We start from the raw sequence: 24,709 nt of genomic DNA on the forward strand, positions 1-24,709 counted from the left end.
AATTTACTCCTGCTCCCTTTCCATCCCGTCAGCTTGAACAGCTGATATTCAGGTGCTTGCCCCAATCCGGCGGCAATGCAGCATAAGCCTCATTCTCCGGTTGCTCGTCAAAGGGCCGCTCAAGAACCTTCAGCAGTGCTTTCATAGGTTCGTAATCCCCGTTCTGGGCTTCCTGGATGACCTGTTGCGCCAGGTAGTTTCTCAGCACATACTTCGGATTCACGCGGCGCATAGCGTATTCCCGCTCATCGTGAGCGCGGCTTTCGTTCAGGAGTCTCACTTCATAACGCTCCAGCCACTGGTCGGCCACGCTGCGATCCACAAACAGGTCCCTCACCGGCCCATGGCCATGGCTGTGCAGATTCGAGAGCGCCCGGAAGAAGGCGGTGTAGTCGACATAGTGCTCGTGCATCATGCTGAAGGTGTCCATGATCAGACTCAGGTCTGCTTCGTCCTCGATGACAAGGCCCAGCTTGTCTCGCATGTTCTGGAGGAAGCGCTCGTTGTAGGCCACTTCATAGCGGCGAAGCCCCCGGCGCACATCGTCCTCCTCCATTACCGGCAGCAGCGCGGTGGCCAGGTAGCGGCAATTCTCGAACCCGACTTGCGGCTGACGGTTGTAGGCGTAGCGCCCGCCCTGGTCGGTATGGTTGCTTATATAGCCGGCATCGAAATCATCAAGGAATGCGTAGGGGCCGTAATCAAAGGTGTCGCCGATGATGGACATGTTGTCGCTGTTCATCACGCCGTGGCAGAAGCCCACCGCCTGCCAGTCCGCAATGGTTCTTGCCGTGCGCTCCACCACTTCCTCAAACCACCGGCTGGAGCGTTCGTCATCGGGCAGATTGATCAAGTGGGGAAAGTGCAGCGAGATCACATGCTCAATCAGGGTTTTGACGGCTTCAGGCCCTTCATGATGGGCGGCGAATTCGAAATGCCCGAAGCGAATGTGGGTCTGGGCCACCCGTACCAGCGCCGCCGCCGTCTCGATGGATTCCCGGCGCACCGGGTCTTTGGCGCTCACCATGAACAGGGCCCGGGTCGTCGGGATGCCAAGTCCATGCATGGTCTCGCTGCACAGGTATTCACGAATGGTGGAGCGAAGTACGGCGCGGCCATCCCCGAAGCGGGAGTAGGGGGTCATACCTGCACCTTTGAGGTGCCAGTCCCAGCGTCGTCCATCCGGGCCAACGGTTTCCCACAGCAGCAGGCCTCGCCCGTCGCCGAGTTCCGGATTGTAGACGCCGAATTGATGGCCGGTGTATTTCATGGCCACTGGGTCCATGCCCTCCAGCAGTTCAGAGCCCGCACCCACGCCGGTCCAGTCAGATTCGGAATCGGCGCGAAAGCCCATCTGGTCCGCGAGCTTGTGGTTGAAGCACACCATTTTGGCGTCTTTCAGTGGTGAGGGCTGGACCCGGCTGTAAAAACTGTCCGGGAGCTCCAGGTAGCGATGCTCTATTCGAAAATCGTTGCCACTCATAAAACGCCTATACTCCCATTGGTATGAATTCTGCTGCCGTCTCTCTTCAGTCATCCATTAAACCGGAAATCCAACGTGTCTGATCGCTCGCTAGAACAAACCGTCAGCGCCCTGATTCAACAGGAGGGCCTGCCCGACGCCTACGCCGAAACGGTGGAAAAAACCATTCTGCCGCTGGCAGACCGAATCTGTGCGCTCCATGATACGCAAAAGCAGCCTATTGTGGTCGGTATCCACGGAGCCCAGGGTACAGGCAAGTCCACGTTGACCCTCTTTTTACGGGAAATTCTGCTTCGGCATCGCAACCGTGCCACTGCCAATTTCTCCCTCGATGACATTTACCTTACCAGAGCAGAGCGTGAGGACCTTGCCCAACGGGTTCACCCTTTGTTCAGAACCCGTGGTGTGCCCGGAACCCATGACGTGGCGCTGGGGCAAGAGGTTCTGCACCGTTTGCGCAGCGCGGGGCCCGAAGACGCCACAGCCATTCCTGCTTTCGACAAATCCAGAGATGACCGTGTTCCACCAGAGGATTGGCCCGTCTTCGTCGGAAGGGCAGAGGTCATTCTCCTGGAGGGCTGGTGCCTGGATGCCCGACCGGCGAAAGCCAGTGCGCTCGTTGAGCCGATCAATCGCCTGGAGTCGGACGAAGATCCAGAGGGCGTCTGGCGCCGCCATGTTAACGATCAGTTGAAGGGAGAGTACCGGCAGTTTTTCGATGAAATCGATTGTCTGGTCATGTTGAAGGCGCCCTCCATGGAGTGTGTGCTTGAATGGCGTCGACTACAGGAGAAAAAGCTGGCGAAGAAAATCCGAAATGCACCAGAAAAGGGCGGCGCCTCTGGTGGCGCACAGGATTTGCGCATTATGACCGACGAGGAAGTCGGTCGTTTCGTGATGCACTATGAGCGCGTCACCCGATCCTGCCTCGCTGAGATGCCAGGCCGGGCCGATGTTCTGATCAACGTGGCCGAGGACCACTCCCTCGGTCTTCCGAAGTTCCGCAAGTCTTGACGGAGACCGGCCATGGCCAGACCCCATTTGATTATCTTTTCCGATCTCGATGGCACCCTGCTTGATCATGATGATTACCGATGGCAGGCGGCGGGCCCGGCCCTGGACAGACTGAAAGCCGCCAGGATCCCGCTGGTACTCAACTCCAGCAAAACCATGCCGGAGATCCGGGCATTGCGAGAAGAGCTTGGAAATACCGATCCGTTCATTGTCGAAAACGGTGCAGCCGTGGTTATTCCGCCCCATGTGCTGGGCAATGCCGAAGAAGAAGTGGTGAATTTTGGTGCAACCCGGGATCGGGTCCTTGAGGTTCTGGTCGCCCAGCGGCAGAAGGGTGCGCGGTTCAAGGGCTTTGCCGACATGTCCGCGAACGAGCTGGCAGCCGAGACAGGCCTGGATCCGGCGGCAGCCGGGCGTGCCAAAGAGCGGCTCGGGACCGAGCCATTGATCTGGCAGGGCACCGACGAGGAGTTGGTCCACTTCGAGAAGGCTCTTGGTGCCGAACAACTTCGCCTGGTGCCCGGCGGACGGTTCCTCCATGCCATGGGAATTTTTGATAAAGCCGATGGGGCCCGGTTCTTGCTAAACAAATATAAAGAGCGATACCGGGAGCAGTATGGCGATGCGCCCGTGTTGGCCATTGCCCTGGGTGACAGCCCCAACGATCAGCAGATGCTGGAATCGGCCGATATACCGGTAGTGATCCGGGGTGTGAAAAGTGAAGAGGTGCGGTTGCCCTCGGCAAAGCATGCCATGCGCTCCCTCAAGCCCGGCCCCGAAGGCTGGAATGAGTGCGTACTCAATCTACTGGTTGAGTACGGGTACTGACCCGTTTGAGTGCGGGCATAAAGAAGGAGAGCCGCCATGGGCGACTTTTACCAGAATGGCATAATCACAACCCTTCATAACCTGGTTCGGCGTCCGGTGGAGGATCTCGAAGCAGAGCTGATGAGCTTTCGCAAGGCCCGGCCCATGTCGCTGGTGCTGCCGTCACTGTATTCCGAGCTGGAAGGGCCAGCCCTTGAAAATATCGTGCAGGAGCTGGGCAAGGTGCCGTATCTGGATCAGGTAGTGATTGGCCTGGACCGCGCCAACGAGGCGCAATACCGCCATGCCCTCGAGTATTTCTCGGAATTGCCCCAGAACTTCAAGGTACTCTGGAACGACGGGCCCCGGCTCAGGAACATTGACATGAAGCTGCGGGAGCAGAACCTGGCGCCGACGGAAATGGGCAAGGGCCGAAACGTCTGGTACTGCTTCGGTTATGTCCTGGCCTCCGGTGTCAGCAAGTCCGTTGCCCTGCACGACTGTGACATCCTTACCTATTCCCGGGACCTTGTGGCCCGCCTTATCTACCCGGTGGCCAACCCGGGGTTCAACTATATGTTCTGCAAAGGCTACTACGCCCGGGTGGCGGACGGAAAAATGAACGGAAGGGTGAGCCGGTTGCTGGTGACACCGCTGATTCGCGCGCTGAAGAAGGTCTGCGGCCCCAACGATTTCCTGGACTACCTGGACAGTTACCGGTACCCCCTGGCCGGTGAGTTTTCATTCCGCACCGATGTGATCAATGATCTTCGCATCCCCAGCGATTGGGGGTTGGAGATTGGCGTGCTGTCGGAGATGAAGCGCAACTATGCGACCAACCGTTTGTGCCAGGTGGATATCGCTGATGTCTACGACCACAAGCACCAGGAGCTTTCACCGGAGGATGCCAGCAAGGGGCTGTCCAAGATGAGCATGGATATCGCCAAGGCTCTGTTCCGAAAGTTGGCGACCAACGGTGAGATTTTCTCCAATGAGAAATTCAGGACCATCAAGGCCACGTATTTCCGCATTGCCCTGGATTTCGTGGAGACCTACCAGAACGACGCCATTATTAACGGCCTGACATTCGATCGGCACAAGGAAGAAAAAGCCGTGGAGCTGTTCGCCCAGAACGTGATGCGGGCCGGGGCCTATTTCCTCGATAACCCGATGGATACACCCTTTATTCCCAGCTGGAACCGGGTAACCAGCGCCATTCCGGACATCAAGGAGCAGTTGCTGGAAGCGGTGGAGCTGGATAACGAGGAATTCCGGCCATGACCCAGCCTCTGAAAGCGAAGCTGGTTGCCATGCTGGAGGTGGTTTATCCGGATCTGGACTGTGATTTTCTGGCCGAGCAGTTGCTGAGTAACATGGGGCTGGAGCCCAATCAGGAGCCGCCACCTGCGCACCAGAATAACTGGGACGAATCGGATGTGGTGCTGATTACCTATGCCGACACGGTTCAGCGGGCGGACGAAAAACCGTTGCAGACACTGCATCGTTTCCTGGGCGATTGCCTGTCAGATTCGATTTCGTCGGTGCACATTCTGCCGTTTTTTCCCTACAGCTCCGACGACGGTTTTTCTGTGATGGACTATCTGGCCGTGAACGAATCCCACGGGAACTGGGAGGACATCGAGGCCATCGCCCGGGATTACAAGCTGATGGCGGACCTGGTGATCAACCATATGTCGGCTCGCAGCCGCTGGTTCGAGAATTACCGAAAACGGGTAGATCCGGGAAAGGATTATTTCTTCGAGGGTAATCCGAGAGATGATCTGAGTGCCGTCGTGCGCCCCCGAACCTCGCCACTGTTGAACGCGGTTCAGACCGATGATGGCGAGCGTTATGTCTGGTGCACCTTCAGTGAGGATCAGGTCGATCTTAATTTTGCCAACCCGAAGGTGCTTATCGAATTCGCCGCCATCATCCGGCGCTATCTGGAGCGTGGCATTATCATCTTCCGGCTCGATGCCGTCGCCTTTCTCTGGAAAGAACCGGGCACGCCCTGCATACATCTCCAGCAAACCCATGAGCTGATCAAGATCCTGCGCCTGCTGATTGAACATCACAGCCCGGATGCCGTGGTGATTACCGAGACCAACGTACCCAACCGGGAAAACCTGACCTATTTCGGCAACGCCAACGAAGCCCATGTCATCTATAACTTTTCCCTGCCGCCCCTGCTGATCAATACCCTGGTGACCGGTGACTGCAAGCACCTGAAAACCTGGCTGATGAGCATGCCGCCGGCGCAGATGGGCACCACCTATCTGAACTTTATTGCGTCCCATGATGGCGTCGGTATGCGGCCGACGGATGGTCTGCTGACGGAAGAGGAAAAGCAGCGGCTGATCAACACCATGGATTCTTTTGGCGGCAAGGTCTCTTACCGGCGCACGCCGGATGGCCGCGACCAGCCCTACGAAATCAACATCGCCCTGTACGATGCGCTGCAGGGCACGGCGGAATCGGGCCGGGATCACTGGCAACTGCAGCGCTTTATCTGCGCACACACTGTGATGCTGTCCCTGGAGGGCATTCCGGCGTTCTACATCCACAGCCTGCTGGCCACCGAGAACGATCTGGAGCGAGTGGAGCACACAGGACGGCTGCGATCCATTAATCGGAGTCAGTGGCAACTGGATGACCTGGAACAGAGGCTTGTGGACCCTCTGAGCCATCACAGCAAGGCCTTCCAGGAGCTGAAGCGCCTGATCGCCATTCGGCGTAAACAGCCAGCGTTTCACCCGAACGCGACCCAGTTCACCCTGCATCTTGGGCTTCAGCTGTTCGGTTTCTGGCGCCAGAGTATGCGCCGGGACCAATCCATCTTCTGTATCCACAACATCAGCAACGAGGTACAGCAGGTTGCCCTGAGCGACATCAATCTGATTGGTACCGACCAGTGGCAGGATCTGATTTCCGGAATGACCATTGATGACCTCTCCGGCTCGATTACCCTGAAACCCTACCAGAGCGTGTGGCTGTCCAATCTTGAGGTGACCGGCTGACAATCTGCAGGCGTCATTTGTGCAATGCTCGAAAAACATAGGGTATCCTGTGCCCATATGAGCAAGGCCGAGACGTCATACATGATCAAAGCAATCAAGGTAAGCGGGGGTAACCTCAGTTGGGATTCCTGGGAAGGGCCGGGAGAACCGCCGGCAGACCACGTCGAAATCGAGGTTGTCTGGACAGCCATCAATCGTGCCGACCTGATGCAGCGGGCGGGTGTGTATCCACCGCCGCCGGGGGCGTCTGAGATTCTGGGATTGGAAGTCAGTGGCCGGATCACCTCGGTTGGATCGGGTGTCACCCAGTTCAAGCCCGGCGATGAAGTCTGCGCCTTGCTGACCGGCGGCGGTTACGCCACCCGCGTGGTGGTGCCGGCGGTACAGGTACTACCTGTGCCCAAAGGATTATCTCTGGAGGCAGCGGCGGCCATTCCGGAGGTGTTTGCCACGGCGTGGCTGAACCTCTATCACGAAGCCGCACTGAAACCGGGTGAGCGGGTGCTGTTGCACGCCGGTGCCAGCGGCCTTGGGACTGCGGTCATTCAACTGGCGACTGCCTTTGGCAATCCGGTCTTTGCGACCGCCGGTGACAAAGCCAAGCTGGAGGTGTGCCGCAATCTGGGAGCCAGTGGTGTCTGGAACCGAAACGAGGGGTCCTTTGTGGATGCTGTCACTGCGTGGGGCGGTGTGGATATGGTTCTGGACCCGGTCGGCGGCAAATATATTGCCGAGGATCAGCGGGTTCTGAATGTTGATGGCCGGATTGTACTGATTGGACTGATGGGCGGCCGCATGGCCGAGGTGGATCTGGGCCTGATGCTGGTTAAACGCCAACGCCTGATCGGTTCCACTCTCCGTTCACGGACGGTCGAGGATAAGGGCGAGGTGATGCAGGCGCTCTACCGGCATGTCTGGCCACTGCTCGCAGCCGGCCAGATTGAGCCCCTGATTGATAGCACCTGGCCGATAGAGCAGGTGGAAGACGCGATGGCCTATGTGGCCGAGAACAGGAACACCGGCAAGGTGCTCCTGAAAATCGCCGATTGATCACGCAGGCCCTCGCGCCTCCGCAGAGTAATCAGTCTGCGATATGAACCAGCTGTTTGCCGAAGTTCTGTCCTTTCAGCATGCCCTTGAAGGCATCAACGGCATTTTCAAGACCTTCGGCAACGGTCTCCCTGTATTTGAGTTCACCCGAGGCAACCCGTGAGGCCAGGATGTCTGTGATTTCCTGATGCTGGTCCTGCCACTCGGTCACAAGGAAAAAACGATGCTCGGGAGCGGGATCCAGTGCCCCAAGCACGTGGAAGGGAGTCTCTACGCTGGCCATATCTTTTGCATTGTAGGCAGAGACAAATCCGCAGATGGGTACCCGGGCTCCCTCATTCAACAATGGGGCAACGGCGCGCGTAACGGCACCCCCTACGTTTTCAAAGTAGATGTCGATGCCGTCGGGGCAGGCGGTTTTCAGGTCCGCTTCCAGGTTGCCCGCCTTGTAGTCGACGCAGGCGTCGAAGCCCAGTTCATTGACCACGAAATTGCACTTTTCGGGCCCGCCGGCGACGCCAACCACCCGGCACCCTTCTGTTTTCGCGGTCTGGCCAACCACGGTGCCCACAGGGCCGGAAGCCGCCGAGACAACTACGGTTTCGCCGGCTTTCGGTTTACCCACGTACATCAGGCCGCAATAACCGGTGCGCCCGGGCATGCCTGCAACGCCAAGGTAGGCTTGCAGGGGCACATTCTCCCGTTGCTGAATCTTGTAAACCATCGGCGCATCGGCCGGAAAGGTCACGTATTCCTGCCAGCCGGAGTAGCAGGTCACCAGGTCGCCGACCTTCAGATCGTCTGAACGCGATTCCACAATTCGGGCAACACTCTCGCCGACAATGGGCTCATCGATGCCAATGGGGTCCATGTAGCCTTTGGCGTCGTTCATGCGGGGACGCATGTAGGGGTCCAGCGAAAGCCAGAGCACTTGAGCAACAACTTCTCCATCGTTGGGGGAGCGGACAGGGCGTTCTTCCAAAACGAGATCGCCTTGTTGGATTTCACCTTGCGGGCGTTGTTTGAGCACGACGGCTCGGTTCTGGTATTCGCTCACTTGTTCTCTCCGGTTGCATAATGAAACCAGATTAGGGTGCAGCAGAATGATTGTCGGGTCAACTGTTAAGCTGGTGCTTGTTTTCTTGCAACGTTTGGTCTCAGTTGTAGCGAAATGCAACAAGTGCCATAATTTGAGGTGCGAACTAGATATCTTCTTTGGAGGCAACCATGACTACCGCCGTCCGTCTCGACGATTCGCTCGTCCGTCACGCCGCCGCTGAGGGTGCGGTCAATCGGCGCTCGACGCCCAAGCAGATCGAGTATTGGGCCGAGATAGGGCGCGCTGTTGCCGGTGAGGTGAGTGCAGAAGATCTGATCGCCATTCTCCAGGGTATCCGCCAGGTGAGGGTGGAGCCGGTGGTGGCCGAATCGATTTCCAGCGATGACCTCTGGGCTGAGGTGGATCAGGCCCGGGAAAGCGGTGACCTGGAGCGCTCTATCAGCCGGGGGCGCACGGTTTACCAGGCTTCTGGCGAGAAACCGGGCTATCTGGAAGCGATCTATCCGGACGGCAGCCGCGAAGTCGGCCAGTTTCGCAACGGGCGTTTTGAGGCACTGAGTGACCGTGACAACGCAGCCTGAACTGTGGCTGCTGGTTGGCGGAAATGGGGCCGGAAAAACAACGTTCTATGAGCGGTTTCTGGCTCGTCGCAGAATCCCGCTGGTGAATGCCGACAACATCGCCCGAAGTGTCTGGCCGGACGCGCCGGAGAAGCACAGTTATGAAGCGGCCCTGATTGCCGAAAGGGAGCGGCTCAGACTGCTGGAGGAGCGTCAAACATTCTGTTTTGAAACGGTCTTTTCCCATCCTTCCAAAGTGGATTTTGTCGGGGCTGCCAAAGCGGCAGGATTTCGCATTCGGCTGTTTTACTTCCACCTGGAACTGGTATCCCTTAACAAGGCCCGGGTCGCGTCCCGGGTAACGTCCGGTGGGCATAATGTTCCGGAAGCGAAGATTGAGTCGCGGATTCCAAGAACCGTGGAGAACCTTCGCCAGTGCATCGGTCTGGCGGATGAATTGCACCTGATTGATAACTCGAGTCTCGATCAGCCCTATGTGCGCGTTGCGGTCTGGGAAAGTGGTCAGTGGCGTTCCTTGCAGGAAAGCCTGCCTCATTGGGCGGCAGATCTGATTGACACCTGATGGTTCATCACGGCCAGCTTTCGGGCACCACAAACAGGCGATTGGTTTCCTGCCATAATCCGCTCACGCAATTCTTTTCGAGCTTTGCGAGCAATAGCGGAATGCCGTGGCGCTTGATGGTATTCAGCGCAGCCGTTACGGCATCAGCCCGAGGAGGCTCTTCCTGGCGCCATGGACCGATCCAGTGGGGTTTGTTCAAAACCACCCAACCTGGGATGTCTGGCGGCTCGATCTGTGAGATGTAGCACCAGTGTCCGCGAAGGTGATTAGCAGGCACTGACTCGGGCGCAATTGCGCGGGTTTCTTTGGGGTAAAACAGATAGCCCGGCATGAAAATGCGGGGCGTCACGGGTTCGTTGATTCCAGCTTCGGCGAGCAGTGCTCTGGCTTCGGGCAATCTGGTTCGCTGGCTTTGCAGGTTGAGCATGCGATCTGACTTAAGGTCCAGTCGATCTCTTGCGTTAGGGCCGTACCAGAGAGTATTACCTCTTTGCTCCGGAACCCCCAGGTAGTATTTGATGGCAATTTCGTGATGCTCGATTCGATCCTCAGAGCGATTGTGTACCACGAAATCCAGCTCTCCAATGGTTCGACCCTGGGACTGTATTTGTTGGTTCTGCAGCAGAACATCCCAGCCCAGCAGATCTTCCAGTAATACCCGGTAAAGCCGCTCGAAATAGAATCCGAGTCGCTTCTGGGGTGTCTCTCTGAGCAGCGCAGGCGCCGTTTCCGGGTTTTGATCCCAGGCCTGAAGTTGTTCTGTCATACCGTCAGGCAGATAACGGCCCGGCTCAAACGTCAGTGGAGACTGCAGCAGTTGGGGCGCCTGGCACAGCCAGGCAAGATGCCGGACTGCCGGGGTGGTCAGGCCTGAAGTAGAGTAGTGCGTTGTTTTTGCATCCATATGGCCAGAATACCGTAAACTGTCCGCAAGGCACGATGATCAATACAGTTCTGAAGGAGGCGTCATGCAATATCTTCACACCATGATCCGGGTGAGTAACCTGGATGAGACACTGCATTTCTTTTGCGATCTGCTGGGGATGGTTGAGATCAATCGCAAGAGCAGCGACAAAGGCCGGTTCACTCTGGTTTTCCTGGCCGCGCCGGAAGACGAAGCCCGTGCCCGTGAAGACCGGGCGCCGATGATCGAACTTACCTACAACTGGGATCCGGAAGAGTATACCGGCGGGCGCAATTTCGGCCATCTGGCCTATCGGGTGGATGACATTTATGCCCTTTGTGAGCACCTTAAAGCCAATGGGGTAACGATTAATCGTCCGCCCCGTGATGGCTATATGGCTTTTATCCGCACGCCAGATAACATCTCGATCGAGCTTCTGCAGAAAGGCGAGGCACTGCCACCGAAAGAACCCTGGGCCAGTATGGAAAACACTGGTACCTGGTAAGCCCTCAGGCCGGCCGCAACAGGGGGGGCGAGCGTGATATAGTAGCGGCCTGCAATATAGCTTTCGCATCAGGATGATGCATTCATAACATGGAGAAGTTTGATGGACGATTGGCAAGGATGCCTGGATCCCCAGTGCCAGACCGCTTTGTTACGAGCCCGGGAAAGTGTTGAACGCCGCGGTGGCTCGGTAATTACCGTTGAAGACTACCTGCTTGCCCTGCTGGACTCAGCGCCTGCGATAGCCCGCTTTCTGCGCGGCTGCGGCGTGGATATGGATGAACTTACCCGCACCATTCAGTGCGAACAACCGATCGTTACAGAGGTTGGTGGCGAAGGGCAGTTATCTTCCCAACTGATGTACTGGTTCGCGGCGGCCCGGGAAACCAGCGATTCACCATGGCTTGGATGGTCGCAACTGCTGGAGACCCTGGTTCGCCACGCGGAACGGCTGCAGGAGAAAGCCTATGTGGCGGTTTTTGAGCTGGTCCCACGCTGGCCGGATCCTTCCGAGGATCGGGAGCCGCCACCAATTGATGAATTCCAGCGAGCGCCCGTGGTAGTGACTGATTCTGCATGGGTTGAACTGGCCGAGGATGTCGCGATCGGTCTGGCGGCCTCTCCGTCAGCCATGATATGGGTGCGTGGTGAGCGCGGGGCGGGCAAAACCGCCTGGCTGCAATCGCTGCTCCCTGTACTTGAGCAGGATTATGTCGAGCTGGATCTCAGGCGTGAAGCGGAGATCATGGCGAGTGATCTTCCGGTTCTTCCGACGCGCTCATCGGATGCTTTTCCGGGAGAGGACAGGTCTCGCTGGCCGGTACTGGTACTGGATAATATCTCACCGGCTGATCTGATTACCTTGATGGATCTTTCTGGTGGGCTGGCATCAGCCCTGGTACTGCAGTGGGCAGGCCCAATACTCTTGCTGGGTCCTGACGAGCCCATGGAAAGCGGTGCGGGCGCCTCACTGCAACATCGTCTTGGCCGAACTCTCGACATCTTTGATATGCCGGTTTCAAGTGTGGTTCAGCGTCAGGCCATTCTGACCGCGCATCAGGCGGCTATCGAGAAGCAGTGGAACGTCCAGATTTCCCGCCCGTTGATCCGGTTTGCTGCCTCTCGTCGAAGCCGATGTGTGAGCACACCCGGAGGAATGCTTCAGTGGCTGGAACGGGCCGCTGCGAGGCTTGATCTCTTTGCGCGAAGAGGGCCGGCCGAGGCGGTGGCTCTGGCAGGGCAGGCCGACACCCTGAGGCGTCAGTCCCTGGTGGCGCTGGCGCGAAAAGAGCCGCTTGATGATATCGAGGCGTCGCTAGGCGAAATCCAGCTCCATCGTGTTGCGGCCGAAGTGGCTTGGCATGAGCGAAAGGCTGCAGGCACGTTGCGTCGGTTGTGTGCGGAAGATTTACGACAGGAACTCGAGCGCTGGGTTGCAGCGCGGCCCGGGCCGGTTCACTATGTGCTTCATTGTAAACGGCAGGACGGAGATTCAGCAGGTGCAGGATCTGGAAATTTACATTCGTGATCTGGAGCCAGGTGCGGTCTCTGGGTGGCTTGAGAACCATCTGGACGAACTGGAACTGGATGACGGTCAGGTAACGAGCGTGATCAAGGGCGTGGCCCGCTACGAGGGCGAAAGGCTGCGGCTATCGCTCTACCCCGGAGCTTTCGGAAAGCGGTTTACCTCCTTGGTTATTGAAGGCCCGAGAGTGCCCTGGAACAGTGATCTGGACTGCGCGCGCAGCGCCTGGCGTGCCATGGATACCGAGATTCGCTGTAGTCCGGGAGACTGGAAAGAAGGTGAGCCGGTAGACGATGAGAAGTGGTGGCGATTGGATCACCGGGGCGAGCAACAAGTCGTCTGGAACTGAAAGAGGCAGCCCGTAGGCTGCCTCTTCGTTTTCAGTGGGCGATTACTCGCTCAGGATGGAAACGTTGTCGGCCTGAAGACCTTTGTCTGCCTCCACAACATTGAAGCGCACCAGTTGGCCCTGGCGCAGAACCCGACGACCGCGGCCGCGGATCGCGCGAAAGTGTACGAAAACCTCGTCGCCACTGTCGCGTACAATAAAACCAAAGCCTTTCTTCACGTTAAACCATTTGACGGTGCCTTCCTCGTTACCTTCAGGACTGCTTTCGTCATAGCCATCATCATCGTCGTCGTTGTAGCTTTGGCTCGGTGCACGATTGCTTGGCCGGGAAGTGCTGCGCTGTTCGGCCGGTTTCTTGACTGAGAACGCAATGGCCAGGAAGCCCGCAACGCCAAAAACGATCAGCGTGATGATGTAGGCGGCGATACCGCGATTGCTACCCAGCGCCTCTACCAGTTGGCCTGCAGCGATCAGGCGAAGTGGCTCGGGTGTGAACGACAGCAACAGGGCAAGCACCAGAGGCGCGGGTATGGCGATCAGGAGAGCAAAAAGGATCGCTTTGGATGGATTACGCATTGACTGAAATTTCTCCATTCTTGTAACGCTAACGATAAAAACCGGATATCGGGTAAAATCGCACATCCGGCCGGTGAAAACCGCCAGTTCCGCGGAAAACGGGAGCGCTGGCGGGCAAAAGCGGCATGATACCAGATTATCCCGAGCGCTGACCAAGCAGCGGGGTAAGCAGTGTCATCGATCACATTCTTGATAGATCCATCCAGGGAGTGCCAATACCCAATGAGCCAGAACGATCTGGAAACCCGACTGGACGAGCTGGAAACGCGACTGGCCTTTCAGGACGACGTTATCAATACCCTGAGTGAGCAGGTGGCCAGGCAGGAAATGGATATCCGGGAATTGTGGGAGGCCAAACGGTTGCTGCACAAACAGCTCAAGGATGTTTCGCCGTCCAATATCAAGTCTGAGCAGGACGAGACGCCTCCGCCTCACTACTAAAAACAGGGTCAGATGAAAATGGGGTCAGAAGAAAAGTTCATCTGAAAATCATGTAGCCAGCCTCCCATAGTCCGTCATCCGGAGTAGGCTGGTAGTTGGCAAACTCACTGCCACTACAGGAGGCTGACATGACCCCATTCTGCGCCATCGACTTGCACTCCAACAATAGCGTGGTTGTTATTCTTGATGAGGATGACACCGTCCTCTACCAGGAGCGTTTACCGAACGACTTGCCCGCCATCGAGCGGGCTCTGTCGCCCTTTCAGAATGAACTTTACGGGGTTGCCGTGGAGTCCACCTTCAACTGGTATTGGCTGGTGGACGGCCTGCAAGCGGCCGGCTACCACGTCATGCTGGTCAACACCCACGCCGTGCAACAGTACAAAGGTCTGAAGCACACCAACGACGTCTCCGACGCGCGCTGGCTGGCTCACCTGATGCGCCTGGGTATTCTGCCCACGGGGTATATTTATCCCTACGAGCAGCGAACATTGCGGGATCTGCTGCGCAAACGGTTGTTCCTCAACCGGGAGCGGGTGATGCATCTGCTGAGCGCCCAATGCCAGATCCGTCGCTGCACTGGGGTGCAGGTAAACTGCACCGAACTCAAGCGGGCATCGCCTCAACTGCTCCAGGTACACCATCATCCGAACCTGCGATTTGCCCTGCGCTGTCATCTGGTGATGGTGCAGGCGCTCAACGAACAGATTGAACTGATCGAACGCCACGTGGCGAAGCAGACCCAGGACAACCCGTATCTCCAGTCATTGCTGACGGTGGATGGCGTCGGTCCTATCCTGGGCCAGACCATCGCTCTGGAAACCGGCGACATCGACCGCTTCTCGACTGTAGGCCAGTTCGCATCCTACTGTCGCTGCGTCAACAGCCAAAGGCTCAGTAACGGCAAAGCAAAGGGTCGCAATAACACCCGCAATGGCAACAAGTACCTGAGCTGGGCCTTTGTCGAAGCGGCTCACAGTATCATCCGACACAACAAGGTGGCGCACCGGTTCTACCAGCGCAAGCGGGCCCAGAAAAACGGCGCCCTGGCGACCAAGGCCCTGGCCCACAAGCTGGCGCGCGCCTGCTATTACGTGATGCGGGACGGGGTGGTGTTCGATGAAACGCGATTGTTTGCTTGATGATTTTGCTTTGAATGTGCGGGGGAGCTCCGAAATGGGGATGGTAAAACCAGAAATCTGAATGAGTCCCCGCACATTCTCCCGAGCACCGAAGGTGCACTGATGCGCCCTGATCGTGAACCATCAAGAGACTGGCGCCACGCGTTGGCAAACCACCACATCTGTATCCATCTGGACACGATCAGGCACCGACGGTTTTCTGGGGCTTCGGCCAGGGGCTGCTCTGACGGGTGGCCTTGATCCTGATGGGTGTCTGGTGCGGATCAGTCCGCAACCACCACTGAGAACACCGGGTGCGTATTAGAAGGGAGGAGCCACCACAACCAGCGGTTGTGGTGGATTGGTATTGCCTGTTGACTACGACTGGCTAATGGGTGACCCCATTTTCATCTGAACCCAGGTCCACGTCTCAAGCGAGGAGTTCGATCAGAATCTGCTCGTAGATGTCCGACAGAGTGTTGAGATCCTCGGCCTTCACGCATTCATCCACTTTATGAATGGTTGCGTTGATAGGGCCTAGCTCCACCACTTGTGCACCGGTGGGTGCAATGAAGCGGCCATCCGAGGTGCCGCCGGAGGTGGAAAGTTCGGTTTCCCGACCTGTCACCGTGCGAATGGCGCTCTGGCTGGCCGATACGAGCGCGCCCTTGTCCGTGAGGAACGGACGCCCACTGAGGTGCCATTGCAGATCGTACTTCAGGTTGTGACGGTCCAGGATGGCTACCACCCTTTCTTCGAGACTCTCTGCTGTGTTCTCAGTGCAGTAGCGGAAGTTGAAATGCACGAGGCACTCACCGGGAATAATATTACTGCCGGTGCCCGCTTCCATTCTGGTGATCTGGAATGTGGTTGGTGGGAAAAAGTCGTTGCCGTTATCCCAGAATTCCTTTGCCAGCGCATCAAGAGCCGGAGCCACGGTATGAACCGGGTTCTCGGCCAGATGCGGGTAGGCAACATGGCCCTGAACGCCATGCACAGTCAGATAGCCATGCAGAGAGCCCCGGCGGCCGTTCTTGATCACATCACCCACTTCATGGGTGCTGGAGGGCTCGCCAATCAGGCACCAGTCGATCTTCTCGTTCCTGGCCTCCAGGGTTTCCACCACTTTGACAGTGCCGTGCTGGGCGGGCCCTTCTTCGTCGCTGGTGATGAGCAGGGCAATGGAGCCACGGTGATCGGGATGTTTTGCAACGAATCGCTCACAGGCGGTTACGAAGGCCGCAAGGCTGCCCTTCATGTCCGCTGCGCCACGGCCCAGCAGATAGCCGTCCCTGATTACCGGATCAAAGGGCGGGTGTGCCCAGTTCTTCTCCGGGCCAGTCGGCACCACGTCGGTATGACCGGCAAAGACCAGAACCGGCCCCTCGGAGCCCTTGCGGGCCCAGAGGTTATCGGTATCGCCAAACCGCAGGTTCTCGCCGGTGAAACCCAGGGGCGCCAGGCGAGACATCATCAGTTCCTGGCAGCCGGCATCGTCGGGTGTGACAGATGGCCGGCGGATCAGGTCAATGGCAAGATCGAGAGTCGGGGAATCAGTTGTTTGCATGCAGCTCTTCATTTAGCGCGATGGCGGATTTGTTGGTTTTGCATTCAACCGCGCCGGTCTGGCTGTTGCGACGGAACAGCAGGTCCGGCTGGTTGGCCAGATCGCGGGCCTTGATTACCTCAACCAGTTCGTTGTTGTCGTCCAGCAGGGCAACCTTGGTGCCAGCCGTGATGTACAGCCCGGCCTCAACCTTGCAGCGGTCGCCCAGCGGAATGCCGATGCCCGCGTTGGCGCCGATCAGGCAGTTCTCGCCAACCGCAATGATGATGTTGCCACCACCGGAAAGGGTACCCATGGTGGAGCAACCACCGCCCAGGTCGGAGCCCTTGCCAACCATAACGCCGGCGGAGATACGGCCTTCGATCATGCTGGTGCCTTCGGTACCGGCGTTGAAGTTGATAAAGCCTTCGTGCATGACTGTGGTGCCTTCACCCACATAGGCGCCCAGGCGAACCCGCGCGGTGTCGGCAATACGAACACCCTTTGGTACCACGTAGTCGGTCATCTGCGGGAATTTGTCCACCGATTTCACTTCCAGCGTGCGGCCTTCCAGCCGGGCCTGGAGCTGGCGATCGGAAAGCTCGTTGAGGTCGATTGCGCCTTCGTTGGTCCAGGCCAGGTTCGGCAGCAGACCAAAGATGCCGTCCAGCTTCAGACCATGGGGTTTCGCCATGCGGTGGGAAATCAGGTGAAGCTTGAGGTAAACCTCGGGCGTGCTGGAGGCTGTGTCATCCGATTCCAGTACTGTAACAACCACCGGGCGTTTGCTGTTGGCGGCTTTGTCCGCCAGGGTTGCCTGGTCTGTCTGGCCAATCTGTCGCAGGGCATTGGCGAGCTGGCTGAGCTGCTCGGCGGTCGCACTGATCGCCTGGTTGCCACCCTTGTAATCCAGGGCATTGGAGATGACGTCCATCAGGGTGTTGTCGGGTGTCATGACCGGCTGCTGGTAAAAGACTTCCAGCCACTCGCCCTGGTTGTTCTGGGTGCCGATACCGATACCGAATGCAAAGCTCATCTGATGGTTGCTCCTGTTCTGAATGTGGGGGTCAGAAATTCGCGCCTTCCGACTCCGGAGTTAAAATTTGGACCTGTATACCTGAGGTTCAGGTCAGCCATGCAGCCCATTCGTCTGCACTGAAACCCACGCGCACTTCCTCGCCGTTTTCCACGACCGGGCGCTTAATAATGGATGGATTGTCCAGCATGATCGCGTGGGCACTTTGGGCGCTAATGGTATCACGAACCTCCTCTGGAAGTTTGCGCCAGGTGGTGCCACGGCGGTTAAGCAGGCTTTCCCAGCCAACCGCAGTCTCCCATCGGGACAGCATTTCGTCGTCCAGACCGTCTTTCTTGAAATCGTGGAACTGGTAATCGACACCGTGCTCGTCCAGCCATTTCCGGGCTTTTTTCACCGTATCGCAGTTTTTGATGCCGTACAGTTTCATTCCTGGCTCGCCTTAACAAATTCAACAATGCGGTTTGCCGCCTCAACGCACTCTTCCAACGGCGCAACCAGAGCCATCCGAACCCGGTTTTCCCCGGGGTTGTGGCCATCCACGGTGCGAGAGAGGTAGCGCCCCGGAAGGACATGAACGTTCTGCTGGGCGGAGAGTTCCCGGGCAAAGGTTTCATCGTCCATCGGCGTTTCTGGCCACAGGTAGAAGCCAGCGTCCGGGAAGTTCACATCCATGACTTCCCTGAGAATGGGCACCACTGCTTCGAACTTGGCGCGGTAGGCGGCCCGGTTCTCCCGAACGTGGTCTTCGTCGCTCCAGGCGGCAATGCTGGCCAGCTGGTTGTGGATGGGCATGGCGCAGCCATGATAGGTGCGGTACTTCAGGTAGCCATCAAGAATGCTGGCGTCACCGGCAACGAAGCCTGAACGAAGGCCGGGCAGGTTGCTGCGCTTGGAAAGGCTGTGGAACACCACGCAGCGGCGGTAGTCATCACGGCCAATGGCGGCGCAGGTTTGTAGCAGGCCCTCGGGCGGGTTGTTCTCATCCGGATACAGCTCTGAGTAGCATTCGTCCGAGGCAACAATAAAGTCGTATTTGTCGGCCAGGGCAATTACCCGGGCCAGCGTTTCCCTCGGAATCACGGCACCACTGGGGTTGCCCGGTGAGCACAGGAACAATACCTGACACTCTTGCCAGATGGATTCCGGCACCGAATCAAAATCGGGAATGAAACCGTTGGAGCCGTCGCAGGGGAGGTATACCGGGGTTGCGCCGGCCAGGAAGGCGGCACCTTCATAGACCTGATAAAACGGATTGGGGCTGACTACGGTGGCAGGCTTGCTGGCATCCACCACTGCCTGAACGAGGGAAAAAATCGCCTCGCGGGTGCCGTTCACCGGAACGATGTTACCGGCCGGGTTGAGACTGCCGGGTGTCAGGTTGAATCGGCGGGTCGCCCAGCGACTGATCGCCTCTCTGAGTTCGTCTGTACCGCGGGTTGTCGGGTAATTGGCAAGCTTGTCCAGATTGTTTGCAATGACCTGCTTGACGAACTCCGGCGAGGGGTGCTTCGGCTCGCCAATGCCAAGAGAGATTGGCCGGAGATGATCTGGCACGTTAATGGCGGCCTTCAATTTGGCCAGCTTTTCAAAGGGGTAGGGGTGGAGTCTGTCCAGGTTCGGATTCATTGAATGTCGTCCAGCATTTTACAGAGATCTTGCTGCAGGGCCTGGCACACGGCTGGGTCCCGGATGGGGTCGCCGTGCTCGTCGGTCACGAAGAAAACGTCCTCTACGCGTTCGCCCAGCGTCGCGATCTTGGCAGTGCTCAGGCGTACCCGATGCTCAAGCAATACCTGGCCAACTCGTGCCAGCAGGCCGGGCCGATCGGGCGTAATCACTTCCATAACGGTGCGCTGGTTGATGGTGTCGTTGGAGAAGGTTACCTCCGTGGGAAAGGCAAAATGTTTCAGTTGCCGCGGAGTGCGTCGGTGGATGATGTCCGGGTAGTCCTCCGGGTCATCCAATTCCTCGATCAGGCGCAATCGCACGCGCTCCTTGCGCGCGGGGTCAATGCCAAGCGGCTGGCCCTTGTCATCCAGTACCACGTATGAGCTGATCGAGTAGGGGCCTTCGCTGGAACTGATTCGGGCGTCCACGATGTTCAGGTTCAACTGCTCAAGGACGGCGGTCGTCGCAGCAAACAGGGCCACCCGGTCCTTCATATAGATGATGATTTGGGAGTAGCCATCCGTGGGGCCGCCACGGGTGTCGCGAATAAGCACCAGCGGGTCCGGGTTGTCACCATGGCGGATAATGGCTGCAGTCTGCCAGGCGATATCGACGGTGGAGTCCTGAAGGAAGTAATCCTCGTCGACGGTGTCCCAGATGGCATCGATCTGTTCATCGGTCATGTTCTGGGCGTGCAGGATTTCGCGCGCCTCCGACTGTGTTGCGCGAACCCACTCTTGCCGGTCGATAGGAGTTTCAGTGCCTCGGCGCAGAGCCCGTTTAGCTTCAATATACAGTTGGCGCAACAGTGATGCGCGCCAGGTGTTCCAGAGTTTGGGGTTGGTAGCGCTGATATCACACACCGTCAGCACATAGAGATAATCCAGATGGGCCTGGCTGGGTACCGCCCTGGCAAAGCCGTGAATAATGTCCGGGTCGGAGATATCCTTGCGCTGGGCTGTCATGGACATCAGCAGATGGTTCTCCACCAGCCATGAAATCAGTTGGGTGTCCCGCTCACTGAGATGATGCCTGTGGCAGAAAGCCTCGGCGTCTACGGCGCCCAGTTCCGAATGGTCGCCACCGCGCCCCTTGGCAACATCGTGGTATATGCCCGCAATGTAGAGGGTTTCCAGCTTTGGCAGCCGATGGATAAGGCGGGATGCAAGGGGGTATTCGTCCCGCGCCTCAGTGCCGCTAAGCCGGACCATGTTGCGGATGACCCGCATGGTGTGGGCGTCCACGGTATAGATGTGGAAGAGGTCGTGCTGCATCTGGCCGATAATCTGGCCGAATTCTGGCAGGTAGCGGCCCAATACGTTGTACTTCTTCATGGCAGACAGGGTCTGGTCCAGCGCATGGGGCGTTCTGAGCAACTCCATGAACAGCGTGGTCACCGCCAGATCCGAGCGGAAGGCATCGTCGATCAGGTGGCGATGCGCACGCAGGGACCGGATGGTGGTTGCCCGGATTCCCTTGATCTCCGGGTGCTGTGCCATCAGCACAAAGATTTCCATGATGGCATAGGGCGCGTAGGCAAAAACCTGGTTGTTAACCGCTTCTATATAGTAGTTGCGAATCTGGAAGCGTTTGTTGATTGGCTGGATGGCGTCCTCGGATGCACTGCCGAGAATGGCTTCGTCGTAATACTGCAGGATCACGTCAGTGAGCTCGGCGAGCGCCAACACCGTCCGATAATAGGACTGCATCATCAGTTCAACGCCGAGCCGCTTGCCCTCGTCCTTGTAGCCGAGCATCTGGGCCAGGGCACGCTGGTGGTCGAACAGCAGGCGGTTCTCATTCCGGTCGGCCAGCAGCTGCAAACCATAGCGCAGTTGCCACAGGAAGGTTTCACCCTGGAAAAGAATCTGGTGTTCTTCCTCGGTAAGAATGCTGAATCGGGTCAGGTCTGCAATGTTCTGCAGTCCAAAGTGGCGCTTGGTAATCCAGCCAATGGTCTGGATGTCACGCAGGGCGCCCGGTGAGCCTTTGACGTTGGGCTCAAGGTTATATTCGGTATCGCCGTATTTCTGGTGCCGCTGCTGCTGCTCTTCCCGTTTGGCAATAAAATAGTCGCGATCGGTACTGACGCCGTCCGAGTATACCTGCTCGCTCAGGTCAGACCGCAGTTCATCCGGGCCGGCGATGGTGCGGGTTTCCAGCAGGTTGGTCAGTATGGTGATGTCTTCCCGGGCGGCGGCTTTGCTCTCTTCGATGCTGCGGACGCTGTGACCGATATCCAGCCTGAGGTCCCACAAGAGGGTAACGAAGGCGCCCAGATCTTCTTGCCAGCTGTCTTCGATACCATTTCGGGTCAGGATTAGCAGGTCAATGTCGGAGTGGGGGTGGAGCTCACCCCGCCCGTAGCCGCCGACGGCAATCAGGGCAATGTCCGGTGAGTCTGAAAACGGATAACGATTCCAGATGAGTCTTAGAACGGTGTCGACGGTGTCGGCCCGGGAGTGGACGAGGGCGCGAACATCAGCGCCCTGCCGAAAGGCCTCGGCATCGGCATTATACCTATCCCTCAAGAGCTCCCGGGCGGCTCTGACCGGAGAGGGGTCGTTACTGATGCGGGATTCCTGCTCGCTTTGGTCCACTTAGAAGGACTCTTCCTTTCGCTTGGTCAGAACCTCATGGCCGTCCGCAGTCACAAGGATGGTGTGCTCCCATTGTGCAGAGAGCTTGTGATCCTTGGTTACTACTGTCCAGCCATCCGGCAGAAGTTTGGTCTGGTATTTGCCCTGGTTGATCATCGGCTCAATGGTGAAGGTCATGCCTTCCTGTAGCTCCAGGCCGGTGCCGGGTTTGCCGTAATGCATAACCTGCGGCTCTTCGTGAAACACCGCGCCAATACCATGGCCGCAATAGTCCCGAACCACGGAATACCGGTGTTTCTCGGCGTGTTGCTGAATGACGTGGCCGATATCTCCCAGGCGGGTTCCCGGCTTCACCAGCTCAATGCCTTTATAGAGGCACTCTTGAGTGATCTGGATCAGGCGCTCCGTACCCGGTTTCGGCTTGCCAACGATCCACATTTTACTGGTGTCACCGTGGTAGCCATCCTTTATTACGGTGACATCAATATTAAGGATGTCTCCGTCCTTCAGGATTTTCTTCTCTGACGGAATGCCGTGACAGATAACGTGGTTGACCGAGGTGCAGATAGACTTCGGAAATCCTTTGTAATTGAGCGGTGCCGGTATGCACTTCTGCTCGTTGACAATATAGTCGTGGCAAATCCGGTCGAGTTCTTCAGTGGAAACGCCCGGTTTGACATAGTCGCCAATCATCTCGAGCACTTCGGCCGCCAAACGGCCAGCGACGCGCATCTTTTCGATTTCTTCCGGAGTCTTGATCGATACCTGCATTGGGCTTCCCGTTGATGTGTATCAAACCGGCATTTTAAGGGGCCTGCGGCCCGGGTACAAGGAAGCGGGTCGTCAAAAATAATGGCGTTTACTGGCTCGAATATGGTATAAACGCGCCCGCTGGAAACGAATCCAGCAAATTCACACACGTGTCGGCACGTTATCCCAGGGTGCCTGCTCCTGCTTTTCAAGGAGCGAGGTTGGGGTAATCGGATACGTGGAGGACTAACCCGAAGCTAAAAAGGTAACTATCATGGCTCAGGTAAATATGCGTGACCTGCTGAAGGCAGGTGCTCACTTCGGTCACCAGACCCGCTACTGGAACCCGAAAATGTCGAAGTTTATCTTCGGCGCCCGTAACAAGATTCACATCATCAACCTTGAGCAGACTGTTCCTGCCATGAACGACGCGCTGAAGTTCGTTCAGCAGTTGGCAGAGAACAAGAACAAGATCCTGTTCGTTGGTACCAAGCGTGCCGCGGCCAAGATCATCAAGGAAGAAGCCGAGCGTGCCGGTCAGCCGTTCGTTAACCACCGCTGGCTTGGTGGCATGCTGACCAACTACAAGACCATCCGTCAGTCTATCCGTCGCTACCGTGATCTGGAAACCCAGAGCCAGGACGGTACTTTCGACAAGCTGACCAAGAAAGAAGCGCTGGATCGCACCCGTGAGATGGATCGCCTTGAGCGCTCTATCGGTGGTATCAAGGACATGGGCGGCCTGCCGGACGCCATGTTCGTGATCGACGTTGACCATGAGCGTATCGCTATCAAGGAAGCCAACAAGCTGGGCATCCCCGTCATTGGCGTTGTGGATACCAACAGTGATCCGGACGGTGTTGATTACGTGATCCCGGGTAACGATGACGCCATTCGTGCGATCCAGATTTACGTGAAAGCCGTTGCTGACACCTGCATCGAAGCAGCCCAGTCTGCCGGTGCCGGCGCTGACGAGTTTGTTGAAGTCAGCGAAGACGCTGAAGGCGCTGCTCCAGCCGCTGAGTGACGCTTTATCTTCACGTTTGAGATGTAAGGTGTGTCCCGGGTCGCCCCGGGCGCACCTCCCCACCGAATTCGGAACATTTGAGAGGATTGAACATGGCTGCAATTACCGCTGCAATGGTCAAAGAGCTGCGTGAGCGTACCGGCCTTGGCATGATGGAGTGCAAGAAGGCGCTCGTTGAGGCCGAAGGCAGTGTAGACGCCGCAATCGAAGAGCTGCGCAAGTCTTCCGGTCTGAAGGCTGCCAAGAAGGCCGGCCGTACCGCTGCCGAAGGCGCTTCACTGATCAAGATTTCTGACGACAACACTGTTGCCTACATTCTGGAAGTGAACTCCGAGACCGACTTCGTTGCTCGCGACGACAACTTCCTGAACTTTGCCAATGACGTCCTGAACGTTGCCTTTGAAAAAGGCGAAACCGACGTGGCCAAACTGATGGAAGGCGATCTGGAAGCCAAGCGCGAAGCGCTGGTTCAGAAGATCGGTGAGAACATCACCGTGCGTCGTATCGTCAAGGTTGAAGGCCCGGTTGTTGGTGGATATGTTCACAGCAACAACAAGATTGCTTCTGTAGTCGCCCTGACTGCCGGCGATCCTGAAGTTGCACGTGACATCGCCATGCACGCCGCTGCCGTTAACCCGCGCGTTGGCAAACCGGAAGATATGCCGGCAGAAGAGCTTGAGAAAGAGAAAGAAGTGATCAAGGCTCAGCCGGATATGGAAGGCAAGCCCGCCGAGATCGTCGAGAAGATGATGGGTGGCCGCATCAAGAAGTTCCTCAAGGAAAACAGCCTTGTTGAGCAGCCTTTCGTCAAGAACCCGGACCAGACCGTGGGCGAGCTGATCAAGTCCAACGGTGGCGAGCTGGTTGGTTTTGTTCGCCTGGAAGTGGGTGAAGGCATTGAGAAGGAAGAAGTGGACTTTGCTGCCGAGGTTGCTGCTGCAGCCGGCACAGGCAAGGCCTGATCCTTCGTTTGATGCAGCTGGCGTTGCGCCTCTGCATCACCTGAGTCTGCCACGTTAGCCGGGAAATTCCGGCTCTCGTGGCGGGCTTGTATCTGAGATACCCCTTTTATTGAGGAGTATGTC

General features: G+C 57.4%; 24 protein-coding genes. 14 read left to right on the top strand and 10 right to left on the bottom strand.

Annotated features, from left to right (window positions below; genetic code table 11):
- Positions 1-28: 28 nt before the first annotated feature.
- Positions 29-1,483: a YdiU family protein gene (locus QZ534_RS05535; RefSeq protein WP_296932324.1), complete on the bottom strand. Its 1,455-nt coding sequence runs from the start codon at positions 1,481-1,483 to the stop codon at positions 29-31.
- Between the two features lie 75 nt (positions 1,484-1,558).
- On the opposite strand from QZ534_RS05535, the gene QZ534_RS05540 reads away from it, so the two are divergent.
- From QZ534_RS05540 to QZ534_RS05560, 5 genes are all read left to right on the top strand, one after another.
- A complete protein-coding gene (locus tag QZ534_RS05540; RefSeq protein ID WP_296932327.1) occupies positions 1,559-2,497 on the top strand; it encodes a hypothetical protein in 939 nt (312 codons plus the stop codon).
- A gap of 12 nt (positions 2,498-2,509) precedes the next feature.
- Positions 2,510-3,325, top strand: coding sequence for a mannosyl-3-phosphoglycerate phosphatase (locus tag QZ534_RS05545; RefSeq protein ID WP_296932331.1), 816 nt, complete (start codon positions 2,510-2,512; stop codon positions 3,323-3,325).
- Between the two features lie 36 nt (positions 3,326-3,361).
- Positions 3,362-4,585 (top strand): glycosyl transferase, encoded by a 1,224-nt coding sequence (locus tag QZ534_RS05550; protein WP_296932335.1) that lies wholly within the window; start codon positions 3,362-3,364, stop codon positions 4,583-4,585.
- A complete protein-coding gene (locus tag QZ534_RS05555) occupies positions 4,582-6,321 on the top strand; it encodes a sugar phosphorylase (RefSeq protein WP_296932338.1) in 1,740 nt (579 codons plus the stop codon). The genes QZ534_RS05550 and QZ534_RS05555 overlap by 4 nt, the downstream gene beginning before the upstream one ends.
- Before the next feature lie 81 nt (positions 6,322-6,402).
- Positions 6,403-7,371, top strand: a complete 969-nt coding sequence (locus QZ534_RS05560) for an NAD(P)H-quinone oxidoreductase (RefSeq protein ID WP_296932342.1) — start codon at positions 6,403-6,405, stop codon at positions 7,369-7,371.
- A 31-nt stretch (positions 7,372-7,402) separates the two neighbouring features.
- Here the strand turns inward: QZ534_RS05560 and QZ534_RS05565 are convergent, their stop codons facing one another.
- On the bottom strand, positions 7,403-8,428 hold the full coding sequence (locus QZ534_RS05565) for an NADP-dependent oxidoreductase (protein WP_296932346.1): 1,026 nt from the start codon (positions 8,426-8,428) through the stop codon (positions 7,403-7,405).
- Between the two features lie 170 nt (positions 8,429-8,598).
- Here QZ534_RS05565 and QZ534_RS05570 point away from each other — a divergent pair, with 170 nt between their 5' ends.
- Together QZ534_RS05570 and QZ534_RS05575 are read left to right on the top strand one after the other, a co-directional pair.
- Complete coding sequence (locus QZ534_RS05570) at positions 8,599-9,012, top strand: hypothetical protein (protein ID WP_296932350.1); 414 nt, start codon at positions 8,599-8,601, stop codon at positions 9,010-9,012.
- Positions 8,996-9,574: an AAA family ATPase gene (locus QZ534_RS05575; RefSeq protein ID WP_296932353.1), complete on the top strand. Its 579-nt coding sequence runs from the start codon at positions 8,996-8,998 to the stop codon at positions 9,572-9,574. The genes QZ534_RS05570 and QZ534_RS05575 overlap by 17 nt, the downstream gene beginning before the upstream one ends.
- A 7-nt stretch (positions 9,575-9,581) precedes the next feature.
- Here QZ534_RS05575 and QZ534_RS05580 read toward each other — a convergent pair whose 3' ends face one another.
- Positions 9,582-10,478, bottom strand: a complete 897-nt coding sequence (locus QZ534_RS05580) for a DUF1853 family protein (protein ID WP_296932356.1) — start codon at positions 10,476-10,478, stop codon at positions 9,582-9,584.
- Positions 10,479-10,542: 64 nt separating this feature from the next.
- On the opposite strand from QZ534_RS05580, the gene QZ534_RS05585 reads away from it, so the two are divergent.
- From QZ534_RS05585 to QZ534_RS05595, 3 genes are all read left to right on the top strand, one after another.
- Complete coding sequence (locus QZ534_RS05585; protein WP_296932360.1) at positions 10,543-10,983, top strand: VOC family protein; 441 nt, start codon at positions 10,543-10,545, stop codon at positions 10,981-10,983.
- Positions 10,984-11,085: 102 nt separating this feature from the next.
- Positions 11,086-12,510: a hypothetical protein gene (locus tag QZ534_RS05590; protein WP_296932363.1), complete on the top strand. Its 1,425-nt coding sequence runs from the start codon at positions 11,086-11,088 to the stop codon at positions 12,508-12,510.
- On the top strand, positions 12,482-12,856 hold the full coding sequence (locus QZ534_RS05595; RefSeq protein ID WP_296932367.1) for a hypothetical protein: 375 nt from the start codon (positions 12,482-12,484) through the stop codon (positions 12,854-12,856). The genes QZ534_RS05590 and QZ534_RS05595 overlap by 29 nt, the downstream gene beginning before the upstream one ends.
- A 42-nt stretch (positions 12,857-12,898) precedes the next feature.
- On the opposite strand, the gene QZ534_RS05600 is transcribed toward QZ534_RS05595, so the two are convergent.
- A complete protein-coding gene (locus tag QZ534_RS05600; protein ID WP_296932369.1) occupies positions 12,899-13,432 on the bottom strand; it encodes a cold-shock protein in 534 nt (177 codons plus the stop codon).
- Positions 13,433-13,654: 222 nt separating this feature from the next.
- On the opposite strand from QZ534_RS05600, the gene QZ534_RS05605 reads away from it, so the two are divergent.
- Positions 13,655-13,873, top strand: coding sequence for a SlyX family protein (locus QZ534_RS05605; protein ID WP_064227410.1), 219 nt, complete (start codon positions 13,655-13,657; stop codon positions 13,871-13,873).
- Between the two features lie 128 nt (positions 13,874-14,001).
- A complete protein-coding gene (locus tag QZ534_RS05610; RefSeq protein WP_296932374.1) occupies positions 14,002-15,015 on the top strand; it encodes an IS110 family transposase in 1,014 nt (337 codons plus the stop codon).
- 409 nt (positions 15,016-15,424) lie between these two features.
- On the opposite strand, the gene dapE is transcribed toward QZ534_RS05610, so the two are convergent.
- From dapE to map, 6 genes are all read right to left on the bottom strand, one after another.
- On the bottom strand, positions 15,425-16,561 hold the full coding sequence (gene dapE, locus QZ534_RS05615) for a succinyl-diaminopimelate desuccinylase (RefSeq protein WP_296932377.1): 1,137 nt from the start codon (positions 16,559-16,561) through the stop codon (positions 15,425-15,427).
- Positions 16,548-17,576: a 2,3,4,5-tetrahydropyridine-2,6-dicarboxylate N-succinyltransferase gene (gene dapD, locus QZ534_RS05620; protein ID WP_296932380.1), complete on the bottom strand. Its 1,029-nt coding sequence runs from the start codon at positions 17,574-17,576 to the stop codon at positions 16,548-16,550. The genes dapE and dapD overlap by 14 nt, the downstream gene beginning before the upstream one ends.
- Positions 17,577-17,664: 88 nt before the next feature.
- Complete coding sequence (locus QZ534_RS05625) at positions 17,665-18,006, bottom strand: ArsC family reductase (RefSeq protein ID WP_296932383.1); 342 nt, start codon at positions 18,004-18,006, stop codon at positions 17,665-17,667.
- Positions 18,003-19,205 carry a succinyldiaminopimelate transaminase gene (gene dapC / locus QZ534_RS05630; protein WP_296932386.1) on the bottom strand — a complete coding sequence of 401 codons (1,203 nt, stop codon included), beginning with the start codon at positions 19,203-19,205 and terminating at the stop codon, positions 18,003-18,005. Before dapC ends, QZ534_RS05625 begins: the two co-directional genes overlap by 4 nt.
- Positions 19,202-21,847 (bottom strand): [protein-PII] uridylyltransferase, encoded by a 2,646-nt coding sequence (locus QZ534_RS05635; protein WP_296932389.1) that lies wholly within the window; start codon positions 21,845-21,847, stop codon positions 19,202-19,204. The genes dapC and QZ534_RS05635 overlap by 4 nt, the downstream gene beginning before the upstream one ends.
- Positions 21,848-22,618, bottom strand: coding sequence for a type I methionyl aminopeptidase (map, locus tag QZ534_RS05640; protein WP_064227416.1), 771 nt, complete (start codon positions 22,616-22,618; stop codon positions 21,848-21,850). It lies immediately after the preceding gene.
- Between the two features lie 253 nt (positions 22,619-22,871).
- Here map and rpsB point away from each other — a divergent pair, with 253 nt between their 5' ends.
- Both rpsB and tsf read left to right on the top strand, forming a co-directional pair.
- Positions 22,872-23,624, top strand: coding sequence for a 30S ribosomal protein S2 (gene rpsB, locus QZ534_RS05645; protein WP_069184906.1), 753 nt, complete (start codon positions 22,872-22,874; stop codon positions 23,622-23,624).
- Positions 23,625-23,716: 92 nt separating this feature from the next.
- Positions 23,717-24,586: a translation elongation factor Ts gene (tsf, locus tag QZ534_RS05650; RefSeq protein ID WP_069184905.1), complete on the top strand. Its 870-nt coding sequence runs from the start codon at positions 23,717-23,719 to the stop codon at positions 24,584-24,586.
- Positions 24,587-24,709 lie beyond the last annotated feature (123 nt).

Origin of the sequence: uncultured Marinobacter sp. (assembly GCF_913055835.1) — a bacterium.
Classification (GTDB): Bacteria; Pseudomonadota; Gammaproteobacteria; order Pseudomonadales; family Oleiphilaceae; genus Marinobacter.

What these genes read in the sequence shown, in the direction of transcription:
- QZ534_RS05535 (WP_296932324.1), bottom strand. Translation starts at nt 1,483, where the DNA reads ATGAGTGGCAACGATTTTCGAATAGAGCATCGCTACCTGGAGCTCCCG.
- QZ534_RS05545 (WP_296932331.1), top strand. Translation starts at nt 2,510, where the DNA reads ATGGCCAGACCCCATTTGATTATCTTTTCCGATCTCGATGGCACCCTG.
- QZ534_RS05550 (WP_296932335.1), top strand. Translation starts at nt 3,362, where the DNA reads ATGGGCGACTTTTACCAGAATGGCATAATCACAACCCTTCATAACCTG.
- QZ534_RS05555 (WP_296932338.1), top strand. Translation starts at nt 4,582, where the DNA reads ATGACCCAGCCTCTGAAAGCGAAGCTGGTTGCCATGCTGGAGGTGGTT.
- QZ534_RS05560 (WP_296932342.1), top strand. Translation starts at nt 6,403, where the DNA reads ATGATCAAAGCAATCAAGGTAAGCGGGGGTAACCTCAGTTGGGATTCC.
- QZ534_RS05570 (WP_296932350.1), top strand. Translation starts at nt 8,599, where the DNA reads ATGACTACCGCCGTCCGTCTCGACGATTCGCTCGTCCGTCACGCCGCC.
- QZ534_RS05580 (WP_296932356.1), bottom strand. Translation starts at nt 10,478, where the DNA reads ATGGATGCAAAAACAACGCACTACTCTACTTCAGGCCTGACCACCCCG.
- QZ534_RS05585 (WP_296932360.1), top strand. Translation starts at nt 10,543, where the DNA reads ATGCAATATCTTCACACCATGATCCGGGTGAGTAACCTGGATGAGACA.
- QZ534_RS05590 (WP_296932363.1), top strand. Translation starts at nt 11,086, where the DNA reads ATGGACGATTGGCAAGGATGCCTGGATCCCCAGTGCCAGACCGCTTTG.
- QZ534_RS05600 (WP_296932369.1), bottom strand. Translation starts at nt 13,432, where the DNA reads ATGCGTAATCCATCCAAAGCGATCCTTTTTGCTCTCCTGATCGCCATA.
- QZ534_RS05605 (WP_064227410.1), top strand. Translation starts at nt 13,655, where the DNA reads ATGAGCCAGAACGATCTGGAAACCCGACTGGACGAGCTGGAAACGCGA.
- QZ534_RS05610 (WP_296932374.1), top strand. Translation starts at nt 14,002, where the DNA reads ATGACCCCATTCTGCGCCATCGACTTGCACTCCAACAATAGCGTGGTT.
- dapE (WP_296932377.1), bottom strand. Translation starts at nt 16,561, where the DNA reads ATGCAAACAACTGATTCCCCGACTCTCGATCTTGCCATTGACCTGATC.
- dapD (WP_296932380.1), bottom strand. Translation starts at nt 17,576, where the DNA reads ATGAGCTTTGCATTCGGTATCGGTATCGGCACCCAGAACAACCAGGGC.
- QZ534_RS05625 (WP_296932383.1), bottom strand. Translation starts at nt 18,006, where the DNA reads ATGAAACTGTACGGCATCAAAAACTGCGATACGGTGAAAAAAGCCCGG.
- dapC (WP_296932386.1), bottom strand. Translation starts at nt 19,205, where the DNA reads ATGAATCCGAACCTGGACAGACTCCACCCCTACCCCTTTGAAAAGCTG.
- map (WP_064227416.1), bottom strand. Translation starts at nt 22,618, where the DNA reads ATGCAGGTATCGATCAAGACTCCGGAAGAAATCGAAAAGATGCGCGTC.
- rpsB (WP_069184906.1), top strand. Translation starts at nt 22,872, where the DNA reads ATGGCTCAGGTAAATATGCGTGACCTGCTGAAGGCAGGTGCTCACTTC.
- tsf (WP_069184905.1), top strand. Translation starts at nt 23,717, where the DNA reads ATGGCTGCAATTACCGCTGCAATGGTCAAAGAGCTGCGTGAGCGTACC.